Here is a 14816-nt window from a genome sequence, read left to right as displayed (position 1 = left end):
CTCAGGTCGACCGAGGCCGCCCGCCTCGGCGTGACGATGAGCCGGGTCACGACGCCGCCGCGATCTCGGCCGCGAACGCCTCGGCGACGAGCGCGCCCGCGCCCATCGCGCTCAGCCGCATCCCCTCGACGCCCTCGAACAGCGCCGTCCGCGCGTCCGGGAGCGCGCCGAGCACGCGGTCGGCCGTCGCCACGAACGCCTCCGGCGTGATCGTCTCGATGTCCGTCACCCAGCCGCCCACGCCGAGGGCGCCGAACAGCTCGTGCGTCTTGTGCTCGTAGGCGACGGGCAGCACGGGCGTCCCCGCCGCTAGCGCCAGGATCGCGGCGTGCATCCGGGTCGCCACCACGAGGTCCATCGCCGCGTACGCGTCGCGCATCTCGATCGGATCGCGGGCCTCGCGGTCGACCGTCACCGACGCGCGCGCCTCCTCCGGGACGAGCGCGCGGATCTCCAGCCCGACCGCCGAGTCGTCGAAGCGGTAGCCGGGGCGGCCCTGGCAGGTCGACAGGAACGTGACGCTCGCGCCGTGCTCGCGGACCAGGTGCGTCGCCAGCGCCGCCACCGATCGCCGGAACCGGTCCATCCCCTCGGCCGCGTCCGTGGTGCGGAAGTGCGGCCAGTCGCGGACGGAGATGGCCACCTGCGGCCGCTCCGGCCACGCCCGCTCGCGGGCCGCCGCCAGCACGTCGGCCTCGGCGAGCGCGAACGCGGCGTCCGCCCGGACGTGCGTCGCGGCGCCGGGCGCCAGCGCCAGCACCTCCGCCTGCGACGGCTCGCCACGCAGCAGGACGGTCCGGGCGCGCGCAAAGATGGCCCCCAGCCGCCGCCGAGGCATGTCGTCGCCGATGGGCCCCACCGACTGGGTGTAGAGCGCGTACGGCTGGTCCATCGCGTGCAGCACCTCGAACTCCAGCAGCCGCGGCCCGAGCCAGTACGCCGGCACGAAGTACGTCCCGCCCGTGCTCACCACCACGTCCGCCTCGGCGACCGCACGGAACGAGGCGGCGCCGTCGGCCCCCGCCAGCCGGAGCGCCAGTGCGTGCTGCCCGGCCCGCCACGCCCGCGCCGCCAGCCGCAGGCGCGGGTTGCGGGTGAGGTACCGCGCCGCCCGCTTCGCCCGCGCCGGGATCCCCTTCGCGATCTGAGGGAACGCCAGGCTCGCGAACCCGACCCGCACGTCGTACTGCGGATACGCGGGCGCCGCCACCGACGGCTGCGTCTCCAGCAGCACCATGTCGAAGGGCGGCAGCGCGGCCCGCAACGCGCGCTCCAGCCCGAACAGGATCGCGGCGTCGCCGCCGTTTCCAAGCGTCACATTCGTAACAGCGACACGGAGGGTGCGGGGGGGCGTCGGCATGGCGCGAAGGTACCGGGGCCCGTGCCGGCGGATGGAGGATCGAGAGTGGAGAACGGCGGGTGGACGCCCCGCACGAGCGACGGCCCCGGAGTTGGCGCGCCCGCCCCGCCGGCGCTAGCCCACCCGCTTGCGCAAGCCGGTCGCCCCCTCCCGGCCGGGAGGAGAGGATCGAACGGAGGCCATGCCCCCTGCTGGCGCGATCCGAGGGCTACCCGCGCAGCGCTCGCACCACGCCCACCGCCGCGCCCGCGCCCGTCGCCAGCCCCCGGATCGCGCCGTGCAGCCGTCGGCGCTGCACGAGGGCTCCCGCCAGCCGCGCCATCCCTTCGGCGAGTTGCTTCCCCGCCTTGAGCGCGCTAAACCCCGCCTGCCGCGCGCGCCCGCCGTCCGCGTAGCGCCACGCCTGCCGGCCGTTCACGAAGGCGCGCCGCGCCACGTAGCCCGGCCGCTGCTTCCACGCCGGCTCCAGGTGGTCGACCCCCATCGCAGGCGCGTGCCAGGTCGCGTTCCCGAACCGGTCGAAGAGCCGCCCCGCGAGCTCGGTCTCCTCCCCCAGCCCCAACCGTCCGGCCACCATCCCCAGTGCCGGGTCGAACCCGCCGACCGCCGCGAGTGCGTCGCGGCGGACGGCCAGGTTGCCGCCCGAGAACCCCCGGCGCGCCGCCGAGTCGCTCAGTGGACCCTCGGGCCCGAACGTGCGGCGCACCGACGCGGGGTCGAACCACGCCGGCGGCGGCTCGGGAAACCGGGGCTCGATGGGCCCGCCCGCCAGCACCACGCCCTCCCGCGCGACCGCCCCGCGCAGCGCTGCCAGCCACCCCGGCCACACGAACGCGTCGTCGTCGAGGTACACGATCCAGTCCGCCCCAGTCTCCGCGAGGGCCCGGTTGCGGGCCGCGCTCAGCCCCGGCACCGGCTCCATCACGGCCCGGACGTTGGACTCCGCCAGCAACACCGCCGTCCCGTCTGTCGACCCGTTGTCGACGACCAGCACCTCGACGCCGGGCGCCCCGCCGACCTCCGCCCGCAGCGCCGCCAGCGCCTGGCCCAGGATCTCGGCCCGGTCGCGCGTGCAGACGGCGATCGTGATCGTCGGGCTCATCGGTCTGGGTTGAGCGCGCGGATGACGCCCGCCAGCGTCTCGGTCTGCGCCAGCCGCGTGTACGGCGCGACGGCGCTCCACTCGGCGCCCGCTCGCGGTGCCCCCGCCGCCCACGCCGCATAGTGCTGGCGGAGCGCGTCCGCGATCCCGTCCACGTCGTCGCGGGCGAACATCGCCCCGCCGCCGGTCTCCGCCAGCAGCGCCGCCGCGTCGCCGTCGGCGGGCCCGACGCCGAGCACGGGGCGGCCCGACGCGAGGTACTCGTAGAGCTTGCCCGTGATCATGCCCCGGTCGGCCGCGAAGGGCTCGATGCTGAGCAGGAGGGCTCCCGCCTGCGCCTGCTCGCGGATCGCTTGAGCGTGCGTCACGTACGGCACGGCCTCGACCGGCGCGCCCGTCGACTCGGCCGCCTCGCGCACGCCCGCGTCCGTCGTGCCCACCAGCCGGATCGCCAGCCGGTCGATCTCGCCCGCCTCGCGCAAGCGGCGGACCGCCTGCCACACAGCGCCGGGGTCGCGCGTCGCGTACAGGCTCCCGACGTGCGCCAGCACGAACGCGTCGTCGCGCACGGCCACGTCGTCCGCCGCGTCCAGGTCCGCATGGTCCACGCCGTTGTGGACGACCGTCACGGAGCCGCGCTGGATGCCGCCCCGGTTCTCGAGGTGCCGCGCCCACGTCGGGCTCACCGTCGTGACGGCGTCGGCGCCGCGCAGCACGCGCCGCTCCAGCCAGGCGTCGAGGCGGCGCGCGGGGCCCGACATCGGTAGGTCGTCGTAGAAGTTGATGGCCGTCCACGGGTCCCGGAAGTCGGCCACCCACGGCACGCCCATCCGCTGGAGCCGACGCCCCACGAGGTGCACCGAGTGCGGCGGGCCCGAGGTGACGACGGCGGCGACCGGCTCGGCGATCCGCAGCGACCGCCCGATCACGCGGCGCCCGGCCAGCTTGGCGAAGGGCACCCACCCGACGCGGGCGTCGGGCACGAACACGTTGGCCCGGACCCACAGCGCCAGCCGCGCCGCCCACCCGCTGGCGGAGACGGCGCCGGTCGGCACCTCCCCCTTCCCCGTCATCCGCCCATAGAGGCGCAGCGGGTCCGGCGCCCGCGTCCTCACCACGCGCACGCCCTCCGGGATGTCCGCCGCCAGCCCCGGGTCGGTCGCCGGGAACGCGCCGTCCTCGACGGTCAGCACGATGGGCTCGAAGCCGGTCTCGCGGAGGTAGCGGACCGTCTTGAGCGTCCGCTGCACGCCCGGCCCGCCGGCGGGCGGGAAGTAGTACGTGACGACGAGGACGCGGGGGAGCATGGACGAGGCGGGAGACGAGGGAAGATCACGGTTGCTCGCGTGCTGCGCGCTGGTCCCGGGGAAATCTGCGTTTTCCTCGCCGGCGAGTCCAAGCCGAGGCCGGGTGACCCTGCGGGCGCCCGCTTCGCGAAAGGACGGGCAGCCCCCCTTCCCACCCGATGCTCGCCCTCTTGCTGGCCCTGCTCACCGTCGTCCCCGCGGTCCCCGCCCCGCAGCCCGCCGACGCCTTCATCCTGGTGGCCCCGCGCGGGACGCCCGCCTACGACTTTGCCCAGGGCCGCGAGAACGGCTCGACACTGTTTGCCCAGCGCAAGCTGTGGCGCGCGCTCCAGCAAGCCGCCGAACTGCTCAACGAGGGCGGCGAGCGCACCGTCACGGTCGCCGTGGCCGCCGGCGACTACGACGGCGAGTTCGGCGCGGGCGTCCAGAAGGTGCCCCAGATCACGAATCCCTAGGGCACGCTCAAGGTGCTGGCGGGCTTCTCCGACGACTTCTCGGGCCGCCAGCCGTTCGTCTACCACGTCCGCATCCCCACCATCTGGGGCCGCGACGGCGCCATCTTTCAGCTAGAGAACCGCTCGTCGCTGCGCGAGCTCGTCGTGAGCGGGCTGATCATGGACGCCGCGCCCTCGAACTCGTATGACGAGGAGACGAACAGCCTCAAGCAGGCCGAGTCCCGCCACTACCCCATCCTGTCGTTCGGCGGGCCGGGCGTCGAGGTCCAGCGGCTCGTCATCGCCGACAACGTCTTTATCAACGGGGCCGTCGGGTCCGTCCGCCTGGGCGCGTCGCCGCCCCGAGGCGTGTCGGGCGAGGTGATCGTGCAGAACAACTTTTTCCTCAACAACATCCGCGCGTTCGACACCCAGACATTCGGCCAGCGGATCGGCGCCCCGTTCGGACGCCTCACCGTCCGCCACAACTCGTTCATCTTGAACTTCCCGTACCGCCCGGACAAGGACGCGGCCGACGTGTCGGCCATCAAGCTGTACCACCGCGACGCGTTCGACGAGATGGTGTTCGAGCGCAACATCTTCGCCTACAACCCCGGCGGCGTCTTCCAGCACGACTGGCCCCAGGACCGGATGGGCGACCTCGCCTTCCGCGAGAACCTCTTTTTCCTCAACGGGGTGTTGTGGGGCGAGAGCGCGCCCGAGGCGGCCGTGATCGCAGGCAAGTTCGGGACCGGCGCCGTCTACCGCGTGCTCGACCTGTACGACGTGGAGGACGACCTCGACGGCGACATGGACGGGAATGTGGCCTTCGATCCGCATATCCCCGTCGCCTTCGCCCCGCTTCAGGCCGGCGCCAGCAGCGGCGTCTCGGCCCAGCCCACGCTCATGAACGACGTCCGCCGGATGTTCGGCGTCAACACGGACGGTGGGACGGTCGGGATCGCCAACTTCGCGCCCCAGATGGCCTTCGACGCGCGCGCCCTGCCGCTCCCGCAGAACGAGGAGGCCCGGCCGTACGGCGTCCAGCCCGCCATCATCTGGGGATCGACCGGAACCCAAGACTAACCGGCCACCCCTCCTGCATACGCGAGCAGCGGCTAGCGCGGGGCGCGGACCAAGTCGACCCGCAGCGTCCCGCCGACGACGGCGAACGAGCCGACCGGCGCGGCCACGCCCGACACCTCGGCGCCCAGCCACACGGCGCCGCCGAGTTGGAGCTGCGCCTGTCCCGCCAGCCCGGCGCCGACGCCCGAGAACGATCCGCCCTCGACGCGGTCGCCCCAACTCAGCACGGGGCCACCGGTGAGCGCCACCGTCGTCGGCCCCCGCCCCCAGCGCGGTCCGGCCGCCAGCGCGAGGGCGCGGTGCGCCAGCACGGCGTCGGCCGGTGAGCTCGCGGAGGCGCCCTCGGCGCGCGAAAATGCGCTGCTGAAGTCGATGCTGTACCCGGCCGACTCGGCGTACGCCACGCGCGCCGTCCACGGGCCACGGGCCACTTGGAGCCCGAGCGAGGCGACGGCGAAGTCATCCGAATCCGACGCCAGCAGGGGGCCGGCGGTGACGGAGAGCCACACGTCGTCGGGCGCGGACTGAGCGGTCGCGGCTGGGATCAGCAGGAGCAGAAGGAGGGCACGCATGGGGATCGGGAAAAGGGGGACCGGGCCGGGCTCGCGAGCGGCTCGCGCTACGGGATGAACGTCTCGGCATCGGCGTACTCGTTGCGCGTGTTCGTGAACCCGTCGCCGGTCCCGCGTGGGTCGTCGCGGCGGACGACGACGGTGTACGGCTGCCCCGCCACCAGGGGCCGGGCCGGGATGTAGAGCTCGCCCCCACTCGGCACCACGCTGTAGGTCACCGGACCACGCAAGCCGTTGGCGCCGTCCACGGCCGAGACGCCCCACACCATCACGTCCGACCCCGCGTCGCCCGTGTTCGCGCCCTCGTACACGCGGAGGCTCTGGGCCCCGGCAGGCAGCCACGAAAACACGGGCGCCTCGCCGGTCACGTCGACGCGGACGGTCGGCTGCTGCGACTCGTCGAACGGGTTGACGTCGCAGGCGGCGAGCGCGAGCAGGAGGGCGAGCAGCGACAGGCGGCGCATCGGGGCGGGGAGACGGAAGCGCCAGTGTAGATCGCGCCGGATCCCCGGCCTCTGGTGCGATCGGACTAACCCCCACCGCTGGCCGAGGCACGGCTGGCGGCGTCGACGGTCGTCGCCTCTATGTTGAGCGCCCCTCCCCGCCGTGGCCGATGTACAGACGCCTCTCCCTCCTCGTCGCCGGGCTGCTGCTCGTCGCCCCGCTCGCCGCGCAGACTGACGCCAGCCAGCTGTCACTGGAGCGCTTGTTCGCCTCGTCCGACTTCCGGGGCGAGAGTGCGGGCGCCATCCGCTGGGCCGACGGCACGTCGCTAACGCGCTTCGAGGCCGCGTCCGACGGAGGCCGCGACCTGGTCCGCGTCGGCGTGGAGACCGAGGCGCGCGAGGTGCTGGTGCCGGCGTCGCGCATGGTCCCCGAGGGCTGGGACGAGCCCCTGCCGGTCGAGTCGGTGACGTGGAGCGAGGACGAGCGGCGCGTGCTGCTGTACACCAACTCGCAGCGCGTCTGGCGCGCCAACACGCGCGGCGACTACTGGGTGCTCGACCTCGACGGCGGCCCGCCCCGCCAGCTCGGCGGCGACGCGCCCGAGTCGTCGCTGATGTTCGCCAAGTTCAGTCCCGACGGCACGCGCGTGGCCTACGTCAGCGAGCACGATCTCTACGTGGAGGACGTGGCGACAGGCGCCATCACGCCGCTCACCACGAACGGCTCCGAGACGACCATCAACGGCACCTTCGACTGGGTCTACGAGGAGGAGTTCGGCCTGCGGGACGGGTTCCGGTGGAGCCCCGACGGCCGCCACATCGCGTACTGGCAGCTCGACGCGAGCGGCATCCGCGACTTCCTGATGATCAACAACACGGACTCGCTGTACAGCTACACCATCCCCGTGCAGTACCCGAAGGCGGGGACCACGAACAGCGCGGCCCGGATCGGCGTCGTGCTCGCGGCGGGCGGCCCGACGCGCTGGTTCCGGCTCTCCGACGACGAGCGCAACCACTACCCGGCGCGGATGGAGTGGGCCGCGGGCTCCGATGCCTTGGTGATCCAGCACCTCGACCGGCTCCAGCAGCGCAACGAGGTCCTGCTGGCGGACGTCCGCACGATGGAGGCCGCGCCCATCCTCGTCGAGACCGACGACGCGTGGACCGACGCCGTCAGCGACTTGGTGTGGTTCGACGACGGCGCCCGCTTTACCTGGATCAGCGACCGCGACGGATGGAAGCGCGTCTACGTCGCCAGCCGGGATGGGTCGTCGCTGACGCCGATCACACCCGCCGGGCACGACGTGCTGTCGGTCTTGGAGATCGACACCGACGGCGGGTGGGTCTACTACAGCGGCGCGCCCGAGGGCTCGACGCTAGGCCGCGCCCTCTTCCGCTCGCGACTGGACGGCTCGGCGACGGAGTCGCTCACCCCCGCCGACCAGCCCGGCACGCACAGCTACCGGCTGGCGCCGGGCGCCGGGTTCGCCGTCCACACGTGGAGCCGGTTTGGCGACCCGTCGCGGACCGAGATCGTGCGCCTACCCGGCCACGAGACTGTCCGCGTGCTGGCCGCCAACGACGACCTGCGCGCGACGGTCGAGGCGCTGGACCGTGGCCGGGCCTTTTTCACGACGCTCCCGGCCGAGGACGGCACGCCGCTCGACGCCTACCTCATGCTGCCGCCCGACTTCGACGAGTCGCGCCAGTACCCCGTGCTGATGCACGTCTACGGCGAGCCGTGGGGGCTCACGGTCAACGACAGCTGGGGCGGGGGCACCTACCTGTGGCACCTGTTCCTGACGCAGCAGGGCTACATCGTCGCCAGCGCCGACCCGCGCGGGACGCCGTCGCCCCGGGGCCGCGACTGGCGGAAGGTGGTCTACGGCCAGATCGGCGTCCACGCCTCGGCCGACATGGCCGCCGCCGCGCGCGCCCTGGCCGAGACCTACGCCTACGTCGACGCCGACCGGATCGGCATCTGGGGCTGGAGCGGCGGCGGCTCGCAGACGCTCAACAGCCTGTTCAAGTACCCGGACGTCTTTTCGATGGGCATGGCCGTCGCGCCGGTCCCGGACCAGCGGCTCTACGACACCATCTACCAGGAGCGCTACATGGGGCTCCCGCAAGACAACGCGGCGGGCTACGACGCGGGCTCGCCCATCACCCACGCCGAGGGCCTGGAAGGCGACCTGCTGATCGTCCACGGCACGGGCGACGACAACGTCCACTACCAGGGCACGGAGCGGCTGATCAACCGGTTGATCGAGCTCAACAAGCCGTTTACGATGATGGCCTACCCCAACCGCTCGCACGGTATCTACGAAGGCTCCGGTACGACACGGCACCTCTACGAGCTGCTGACGCGCTACCTGTCGGAGACCCTCCCCGCCGGTCCCCGCTAGCGCCGCCTACCAATTGTCATCCTGAGCGAACGCGAAGGATGTCGACGCCAGCGTGTCGGGCTATCGGGACCGGATGTCTGGGCTCGGGGGCTCGCGTTGAGATCCTTCGCAGGCTCAGGATGACAGGGTGGGTTGGTTCGAGCCAGAACGTCAGGTCCTCTCCCCGCCTCGGGGTGTCTCCGGAGGTCCCGGAGCCACCGCTACCGCATCCGCTTGCGGCGGTTGCGGGCGTAGTCCTCGAAGAGGAACCCACCCAGCTCGTCGAGCCCCGCGTAGTAGGCGCGGCCGTGGTTGACCTCCGTCAGCTCGCGGACGAAGTCCTGGAGATACGGGTCGCGCGCGATCATGAACGTCGAGATGGTGATCCCCTCGCGGCGGCAGATGGCCGCCTCGTCGAGCACCTTGTTGACGATCTGGCGGTCGAGCCCGTAGGCGTTGCGGTACATCCGTCCGTTCACGAAGTGACACGATGGCTTGCCGTCGGTGATCATAAAGATCTGCTTGTTGCGGTTCTTGCGCCGCCGCAGGATGTCGCGCGCGCGCTCGAGCCCGGCCCGCGTGTTGGTGTGGAACGGGCCCACTTGGAGGTACGGGAGGTCCTTCATCTCGACCTCCCACGCCTCGTTGCCGAACGCCACGATGTCGAGCGTGTCCTTGGGGTACCGCGTCGTGATGAGCTCCGCCAGCGCCAGCGCCGTCTTCCGGGCGGGCGTGATCCGGTCCTCGCCGTAGAGCACCATCGAGTGGCTGAGGTCGATCATCAGGACCGTCGCGACCGACGTGTGGTGATCGGTCTCGAACACCTGGAAGTCGTCCTCTGAGAGCGAGAACTCGCCGATGCCGCCGCGCTTGAAGGCGTTCTGCAACGTGCCCGTGACGTCGAGGTCGTGGACGTCGTCGCCAAAGTGGAAGGGCCGCGTCTCCGGCTGGCGCTCCGAGCCGGCGCCCGAGAACGGCGTTTTGTGGTCGCCGCGACCCGCCTTGCGGAGCTGGGAAAAGATCTCTTCGAGCGACCGCTCGCGCAGCCCGCGCTCGGCCTTGGCGGTGATCGAGACCACGCCCGTCTCGTCGTCGCGGTCGATGTAGCCCTGGTCCTTGAGCGCCTCGATAAAGTCGCCGAGGCCCATGCCCTCGTCGGTGACGCCGTACTCCTTGTCGATGGCGGTCAGCCAGCGGAGCGCCTCGTCGGCGTCGCCGCCGGTGTGGAGCAAGAGCTGCTGGAAGAGGTCGAACAGGGTGTCGAACGTGGACTTCGGGGACCCGTGGCGGTCCTCGTTCCAGTCGGCGTAGCGGAAGCGCATGGGATCGGGAGAAGGGGCGGCCGGCCGGCCGCCGGGCTCCCACGGAGAACGGGCCGCAGCGTTCCACCCGTGCCTCCGATGAGTGTGTCCGAGATATGGAGCGCTCCCCGCTTCTGGGCTATGTTTGGCGTCCCGCCCTCCCCGTCGAATGGCCCACCGCATCTTTATCGTCGAAGACCACCCGATCACCCGGGACGGCATCCGCGCGCTCATCCGGTCCTCGGGCGACCTCGAGGTCGTCGGCGAGGCCGGCTCGGGCCCCGACGCGCTCGACGGGATCGCGCTGAGCAAGCCGGACCTCGCGCTCGTCGACATCTCGATCGACGGGTCCGACGGCATCGAGCTCACCAAGCAGCTCCGGTCGATGTACCCCGACCTCCACGTGCTCGCGCTCTCGGCCTACGCCGAGCGCGTCTACGCCGAGCGCGCCGTCCGCGCGGGCGCTCGCGGCTACGTCGCCAAGCAGGAGGCGTCGGATACGTTGCTCGACGCCATCCGGACCGTCCTCGACGGGCGCCTCCACCTGTCCGACGCCGTCCGCGACCGCGTCGTCGGGAGCTACCTCTCCACGACCACGCCGACCGAGTCGACCGTAGCCGACCTGACCGACCGCGAGCTCGAGGTCTTCCGCCACTTCGGCTCCGGCATGACGACCGCGCAGGTGGCCGACACGATGATGCTCTCGCCCAAGACGGTCGAGACGCACCGCGTCCACATCAAGCAGAAGCTGGGCCTCAAGACGACCAACGAGTTCGTCCAGCGGGCCACGCTGTGGAAGGCCGAGAACGAGTTTTAGAGGGCAAGAGGGATGGGGCACGGGACATCCGATGCCTCCCGCCCCACCCCTCAGCCTTGCTCAGTCCGGCAGGTTGTACGCGGCCTTGACGGCGGCGTAGTCGCGCAGGTCGATCCGGGCGCCGGCCTGCGCGTTCGCGTAGTACAGGTCCTGCGGGATCACCACGAGGCGGAGGTCGATGTCGCTCGACTCGCCCGGGAGGCGCTGAGGCTTGAGGAAGTCGAAGAGGCCACGGGGGCTGTCTGCGAAGTCGCTGGACGGCTCCGACGAGACGATGTCGAAGTAAAGGTCCTGATTGTCGAACGAGTACTCGTAGGACGCCGTCAGCCCGACGACGGACACCGTCGAGTTGCCGGAGCCATCCTGGTCGTTGATGACGACCTCACGGAACGATCGCGACAGCGGGAGCGCAGAGTAGGTCCGGTTGCCCGACGCACCTTCGAGGGGCGAGACCAGTTCGAAGTCGATGTAGAGCATCACGAGGGCCCCGTCGCCGGCCGTGGCGAGCGCGTCATCGAGGTCGCCTCGGTCAACGATCGCCTCGCGGGCGTCAAAGGTGGCCGTAAAGAAGTCCGAGCTGACGTCGTAGTCGTCGGCGTCGAAGTGAAAGTCGGTGACAAAGACGCGCAGCGAGGTGTCCTCGTAGTACGGGTCGGAGTCGCAGGCGCCCAAGAGGACGACGGCGGCGAGGGCCAGAAGGGAGAGGCGGAGGGGCATGGGTCGGGGGGGATCGTGAGCACCTGGCGAGCCGCGCGAGCGGCCGGCCGGGTAACGGGGTGGGCGCGAACGGACGACGCCCGCCCGGACGTGCCGGACGGGCGTCGAGAATCGACGAGAGTGCGCGCTAGGTCGTCGCGCGCCGCGCAATCGCGTACAGCGAGCCCACGAGCGCGATCTTGGTCAGGTCCCACGGGACGAACCGGAGCCAGCCGTTCACGGCGGCCTCCGTCGCCGACAAGTCGGTCGCCAGCCACAGCCCGAGCACGCCGCACGTGAACAGCGCGACCGAGCAGCCCGCGAGCGCCAGCAGCGAGCGCCCAAACCCGCGCCGCTGGCGCGTAACGGCCCCGCCGATGGCGGCGACGAGCGGGAACGCGACGAGGTAGCCGGCCGACGCACCCATCAAGTGCGCCAGCCCACTCGCGCCGCCCGCGAAGACCGGCAATACCAGCCCGAGCGCCAGGTAGAGGAGCATGGCGAGCGCGCCGTTGCGCGAGCCCAAAAACAGCCCGGCGCCGTAGACGGCGACCGTCTGCAGCGTCAGCGGGACCTCCCAGAGGTAGATCCGCACCTCGAACTGGGCGAACAGCGCCGTCAGCAGCGCCGTGCCGACGACGAGCGCGGCCTGAAGCGCGAGCGGGGCGTCGGCCGCGCGCAGGCGGTCGACGGAGGCGGCGGAGGCGGCGGTGAGGGCGAGGGACATGGGCTTGGCGGCTGGGGTCGGGAAAGATACAGGGGCGCGCTGGCGGAGGCCTGGGGCGTGGGTGCACGACTCCACGGAGAGAAGAGGAACAGACGGGGCGAGGAGAGTGGACGTGACGGACGCGTAGCGATTGGACCGGAGCCCCTTCTCCTCCCTGCTTCTTCTGTTCCGATCCCGCCCCGCCCCGGGCGGCCCGCCCGCCCCGGTTAGCTTCGCCGCTCCCCTCCCCCGCCCCGATGTCCGACGAAACCCACGTCGCCGCCCACCGCCACGGCGCCGTCCTCCACCTCGTCCTCGACCGGCCCGCCAAGAAGAACGCCTTGACGCGCGCGATGTACGCCGCGCTCGCGGACGCGCTCACGGACGCCGTCACCGACGCGAGTGTCCGCGCCGTCGTGCTCAGCGGCCGCGACGGCGTCTTTACGGGCGGCAACGACCTGGGCGACTTCATGATGGACCCGCCGACGGGGCCCGACAGTCCGGTCTTCCGATTCCTGAAGGCGTTGGTGGGTTTCCCCAAGCCGATCCTCGCGGCGGTCGCCGGCCCGGCGATTGGCATCGGCACGACGGCGCTGCTCCACTGCGACCTCGCCTACGCCGCGCCCGACGCCGTCTTCAAGATGCCGTTCGTCGACCTCGGGCTGGTCCCCGAGGCCGCGTCGAGCGTGCTGCTCCCCCGGCTGGCGGGCCAGGTCCGCGCGGCGGAGCTCCTGCTCTTCGGAGAAAGGTTCTCGGCCGAGACCGCGTATGAGGTCGGACTGCTGAACGCGGTCGTCGACGACCCGGAGGCCGTCGCGCTGGAGCGGGCGGCCGTGCTGGCGGCGAAGCCGCCGGCGGCGGTGCGGATGACGAAGGCCCTGCTCCGCCACGACACCGCCGACGTGGTCGGGGACGCGATCGCCCGGGAGGGCGCCCTGTTCGTGGAACGGCTCGGCTCGCCCGAGGCGGCCGAGGCGTTCTCGGCCTTCTTCGAGAAGCGCGCCCCGGACTTCTCGGCGTTCGACTGAGACGCTGAGGGGACGAGCCCTCAGGATGTGGTGGGCGCCCAGTCCTCCAGTCGCTCGTCCGCCGCCTCAGCGCGTCCTCTTCTGAACCGGCCACACCGCCCCGTCGGTCTTGCCGTGGCCCGTCTCCTGGTCGAACCGCCGGTGCTCGGCTTTGATCTCGACGCCCAGCACTTCGAGCCGACGGCGGGCCTCGGAGTCGGCCTCTTCACAGGACGGCCGGTACAGCTCGGCGACGGCATCGAAGGCGCGTTCGGCGCCCTCGACGGCGATCGCGCGGTGCCGGTCCTCGTGCGCTTCGAGTGCGCGGCGGAAGCGGCGCCAGTCGCTCTGGAGGTCCAGCGCGAGGTCGGTCGCCGGGAGCCACTCGGGGAGCGTGATCACGATGTCGAGGTCGACCTCGGTGTCTCTGATGACGCAGCCGCCCGAGATCGCCGTCGGCTCGTAACGGACGTCGAGCTCTGTCTGGGTCAGGCCGAAGAAGATGTCGTCGCCGTCGCGTGGGCCTGCATCGAGGAGCGAGCGGAGCACCTCGCGTTCGGTCGTACCGGTGACGGCGTAGGTGCGGGTCGAGACGCGCGGGCGGATGGTCCGAGGCGGTGCAACGGGGGACGGCGAGGGGCCCCCGGGAGCTGTCGTGTCGCTCGACCACCCGTCGGCGGCGGCGACGGGCTGCAAGGCCTCGACCGGGTGCTCCGCCGTCGGCGCCAGCGGCCCGGCGGTCAGCGCCCAGAACGAGGCGCTGCCGAGCGTAGCGAGGGAGAGGCTGAAGGCGAGGAGGCGCATGACGGGGCGGGGCGAACCCGTGTATCGGCTCCAAGAGCCCGGTACTGAACCCTAGCACGGATCGGAACGGCGCATTTCCCATCCTTCCGGGTGCCCAAACCTCCTGCAGACACTCGGGGCACAGGGTCTTCCCAAGACGGATTGCGACCTCTTTGCGCAGATATTTGCCACGACCGTTACCGATGGGACAGGTAGACAGGGGTGCCTCATCCACCCCCATCTGTCGGGATGCCTACAGCCGCGGGAGGTCGTGCACGGTCCGGTCCGTCTCCACATCTCCCGTGTGCGCCGTCGACGCCGGCTCGAAGAGGACCACCTCGGCGGTCGGGAGGGCGACGGGCCGGTGCGCGACGCCGCGCGGGACGACGACGAACTCGCCCGGCCCCAGTTCGACCGGCGCGCGGCCGCGGAGTTCGATGCGGAGCCGCCCGCTGACCACCCAGAACAGCTCGTCCTCGTCGGCGTGGTCGTGCCACACAAACGCGCCCTCCAGCTTCGCCAGCTTGACGTGCTGGCCATTGAGCTCGGCGGCGACGTGGGGCGTCCACGTGGCGTCGAAGCTGCGGAAGGCGTTGGCGAGGCTGACGGGGGTCACAGGGCGGTCCACGAGAGGACGGCGGCAGCGGCCACAATGGACCAGCTGATCTCGGGCGGGAGCGCCACGAACGCCCCGGCGACCGCGCCCGCCAGGCGGCCCGATCCCGACGGCCCGGCCGCGCGGGCGCCCCACCGGGCGCTGAGCACGACCCCGACGACGAGCCAGGCGGCGAAGACGGCGATCACGACGGTCATGG

The 14816-nt window shown here is 72.0% G+C and carries 16 protein-coding genes; 5 read left to right on the top strand and 11 right to left on the bottom strand.

Annotated elements, in window-relative coordinates; translation table 11 throughout:
- Nucleotides 1-46: 46 nt before the first annotated feature.
- The 3 genes from ACLII4_RS06915 to ACLII4_RS06905 form a co-directional block, all read right to left on the bottom strand.
- Nucleotides 47-1360 carry a polysaccharide pyruvyl transferase family protein gene (locus ACLII4_RS06915; protein WP_412070167.1) on the bottom strand — a complete coding sequence of 438 codons (1314 nt, stop codon included), beginning with the start codon at nt 1358-1360 and terminating at the stop codon, nt 47-49.
- A 208-nt stretch (nt 1361-1568) separates the two neighbouring features.
- Nucleotides 1569-2462 carry a glycosyltransferase family 2 protein gene (locus tag ACLII4_RS06910; protein ID WP_412070166.1) on the bottom strand — a complete coding sequence of 298 codons (894 nt, stop codon included), beginning with the start codon at nt 2460-2462 and terminating at the stop codon, nt 1569-1571.
- Nucleotides 2459-3769 carry a glycosyltransferase gene (locus ACLII4_RS06905; protein ID WP_412070165.1) on the bottom strand — a complete coding sequence of 437 codons (1311 nt, stop codon included), beginning with the start codon at nt 3767-3769 and terminating at the stop codon, nt 2459-2461. Before ACLII4_RS06905 ends, ACLII4_RS06910 begins: the two co-directional genes overlap by 4 nt.
- Before the next feature lie 158 nt (nt 3770-3927).
- On the opposite strand from ACLII4_RS06905, the gene ACLII4_RS06900 reads away from it, so the two are divergent.
- Together ACLII4_RS06900 and ACLII4_RS06895 are read left to right on the top strand one after the other, a co-directional pair.
- Nucleotides 3928-4224: a hypothetical protein gene (locus ACLII4_RS06900; RefSeq protein WP_412070164.1), complete on the top strand. Its 297-nt coding sequence runs from the start codon at nt 3928-3930 to the stop codon at nt 4222-4224.
- Between the two features lie 12 nt (nt 4225-4236).
- On the top strand, nt 4237-5289 hold the full coding sequence (locus ACLII4_RS06895) for a hypothetical protein (protein ID WP_412070163.1): 1053 nt from the start codon (nt 4237-4239) through the stop codon (nt 5287-5289).
- A 32-nt stretch (nt 5290-5321) separates the two neighbouring features.
- Here ACLII4_RS06895 and ACLII4_RS06890 read toward each other — a convergent pair whose 3' ends face one another.
- Together ACLII4_RS06890 and ACLII4_RS06885 are read right to left on the bottom strand one after the other, a co-directional pair.
- A complete protein-coding gene (locus tag ACLII4_RS06890) occupies nt 5322-5861 on the bottom strand; it encodes a hypothetical protein (protein ID WP_412070162.1) in 540 nt (179 codons plus the stop codon).
- 47 nt (nt 5862-5908) lie between these two features.
- Entirely contained in the window at nt 5909-6325 is a 417-nt protein-coding gene (locus ACLII4_RS06885; RefSeq protein ID WP_412070161.1) for a hypothetical protein, read from the bottom strand.
- 149 nt (nt 6326-6474) lie between these two features.
- Here ACLII4_RS06885 and ACLII4_RS06880 point away from each other — a divergent pair, with 149 nt between their 5' ends.
- Entirely contained in the window at nt 6475-8712 is a 2238-nt protein-coding gene (locus ACLII4_RS06880) for a DPP IV N-terminal domain-containing protein (protein WP_412070160.1), read from the top strand.
- Between the two features lie 200 nt (nt 8713-8912).
- Here ACLII4_RS06880 and ACLII4_RS06875 read toward each other — a convergent pair whose 3' ends face one another.
- Nucleotides 8913-10013 carry a vWA domain-containing protein gene (locus ACLII4_RS06875; protein WP_412070159.1) on the bottom strand — a complete coding sequence of 367 codons (1101 nt, stop codon included), beginning with the start codon at nt 10011-10013 and terminating at the stop codon, nt 8913-8915.
- 148 nt (nt 10014-10161) lie between these two features.
- On the opposite strand from ACLII4_RS06875, the gene ACLII4_RS06870 reads away from it, so the two are divergent.
- On the top strand, nt 10162-10809 hold the full coding sequence (locus tag ACLII4_RS06870) for a response regulator transcription factor (RefSeq protein WP_412062208.1): 648 nt from the start codon (nt 10162-10164) through the stop codon (nt 10807-10809).
- 60 nt (nt 10810-10869) lie between these two features.
- Here the strand turns inward: ACLII4_RS06870 and ACLII4_RS06865 are convergent, their stop codons facing one another.
- Together ACLII4_RS06865 and ACLII4_RS06860 are read right to left on the bottom strand one after the other, a co-directional pair.
- Complete coding sequence (locus ACLII4_RS06865) at nt 10870-11526, bottom strand: hypothetical protein (RefSeq protein ID WP_412070158.1); 657 nt, start codon at nt 11524-11526, stop codon at nt 10870-10872.
- Between the two features lie 127 nt (nt 11527-11653).
- Entirely contained in the window at nt 11654-12232 is a 579-nt protein-coding gene (locus ACLII4_RS06860) for a biotin transporter BioY (RefSeq protein WP_412070157.1), read from the bottom strand.
- 236 nt (nt 12233-12468) lie between these two features.
- Here ACLII4_RS06860 and ACLII4_RS06855 point away from each other — a divergent pair, with 236 nt between their 5' ends.
- Complete coding sequence (locus ACLII4_RS06855; protein ID WP_412070156.1) at nt 12469-13239, top strand: enoyl-CoA hydratase; 771 nt, start codon at nt 12469-12471, stop codon at nt 13237-13239.
- A gap of 66 nt (nt 13240-13305) precedes the next feature.
- Here the strand turns inward: ACLII4_RS06855 and ACLII4_RS06850 are convergent, their stop codons facing one another.
- The 3 genes from ACLII4_RS06850 to ACLII4_RS06840 form a co-directional block, all read right to left on the bottom strand.
- Nucleotides 13306-14022, bottom strand: coding sequence for a DUF922 domain-containing protein (locus tag ACLII4_RS06850; RefSeq protein WP_412070155.1), 717 nt, complete (start codon nt 14020-14022; stop codon nt 13306-13308).
- A gap of 232 nt (nt 14023-14254) precedes the next feature.
- A complete protein-coding gene (locus tag ACLII4_RS06845; RefSeq protein WP_412070154.1) occupies nt 14255-14617 on the bottom strand; it encodes a cupin domain-containing protein in 363 nt (120 codons plus the stop codon).
- A complete protein-coding gene (locus ACLII4_RS06840; RefSeq protein ID WP_412070153.1) occupies nt 14614-14814 on the bottom strand; it encodes a hypothetical protein in 201 nt (66 codons plus the stop codon). Before ACLII4_RS06840 ends, ACLII4_RS06845 begins: the two co-directional genes overlap by 4 nt.
- Nucleotides 14815-14816: the final 2 nt, after the last annotated feature.

It is taken from the genome of Rubrivirga aquatilis, from assembly GCF_046845665.1.
Taxonomy (GTDB): Bacteria; Bacteroidota; Rhodothermia; order Rhodothermales; family Rubricoccaceae; genus Rubrivirga.
This window is presented reverse-complemented; position numbering and strand designations above follow the sequence as displayed.

Coding starts and splice junctions, on each gene's coding strand:
- ACLII4_RS06915 (WP_412070167.1), bottom strand. CDS start 1,360: ATGCCGACGCCCCCCCGCACCCTCCGTGTCGCTGTTACGAATGTGACG.
- ACLII4_RS06910 (WP_412070166.1), bottom strand. CDS start 2,462: ATGAGCCCGACGATCACGATCGCCGTCTGCACGCGCGACCGGGCCGAG.
- ACLII4_RS06905 (WP_412070165.1), bottom strand. CDS start 3,769: ATGCTCCCCCGCGTCCTCGTCGTCACGTACTACTTCCCGCCCGCCGGC.
- ACLII4_RS06900 (WP_412070164.1), top strand. CDS start 3,928: ATGCTCGCCCTCTTGCTGGCCCTGCTCACCGTCGTCCCCGCGGTCCCC.
- ACLII4_RS06890 (WP_412070162.1), bottom strand. CDS start 5,861: ATGCGTGCCCTCCTTCTGCTCCTGCTGATCCCAGCCGCGACCGCTCAG.
- ACLII4_RS06885 (WP_412070161.1), bottom strand. CDS start 6,325: ATGCGCCGCCTGTCGCTGCTCGCCCTCCTGCTCGCGCTCGCCGCCTGC.
- ACLII4_RS06880 (WP_412070160.1), top strand. CDS start 6,475: ATGTACAGACGCCTCTCCCTCCTCGTCGCCGGGCTGCTGCTCGTCGCC.
- ACLII4_RS06875 (WP_412070159.1), bottom strand. CDS start 10,013: ATGCGCTTCCGCTACGCCGACTGGAACGAGGACCGCCACGGGTCCCCG.
- ACLII4_RS06870 (WP_412062208.1), top strand. CDS start 10,162: ATGGCCCACCGCATCTTTATCGTCGAAGACCACCCGATCACCCGGGAC.
- ACLII4_RS06865 (WP_412070158.1), bottom strand. CDS start 11,526: ATGCCCCTCCGCCTCTCCCTTCTGGCCCTCGCCGCCGTCGTCCTCTTG.
- ACLII4_RS06860 (WP_412070157.1), bottom strand. CDS start 12,232: ATGTCCCTCGCCCTCACCGCCGCCTCCGCCGCCTCCGTCGACCGCCTG.
- ACLII4_RS06855 (WP_412070156.1), top strand. CDS start 12,469: ATGTCCGACGAAACCCACGTCGCCGCCCACCGCCACGGCGCCGTCCTC.
- ACLII4_RS06850 (WP_412070155.1), bottom strand. CDS start 14,022: ATGCGCCTCCTCGCCTTCAGCCTCTCCCTCGCTACGCTCGGCAGCGCC.
- ACLII4_RS06840 (WP_412070153.1), bottom strand. CDS start 14,814: ATGACCGTCGTGATCGCCGTCTTCGCCGCCTGGCTCGTCGTCGGGGTC.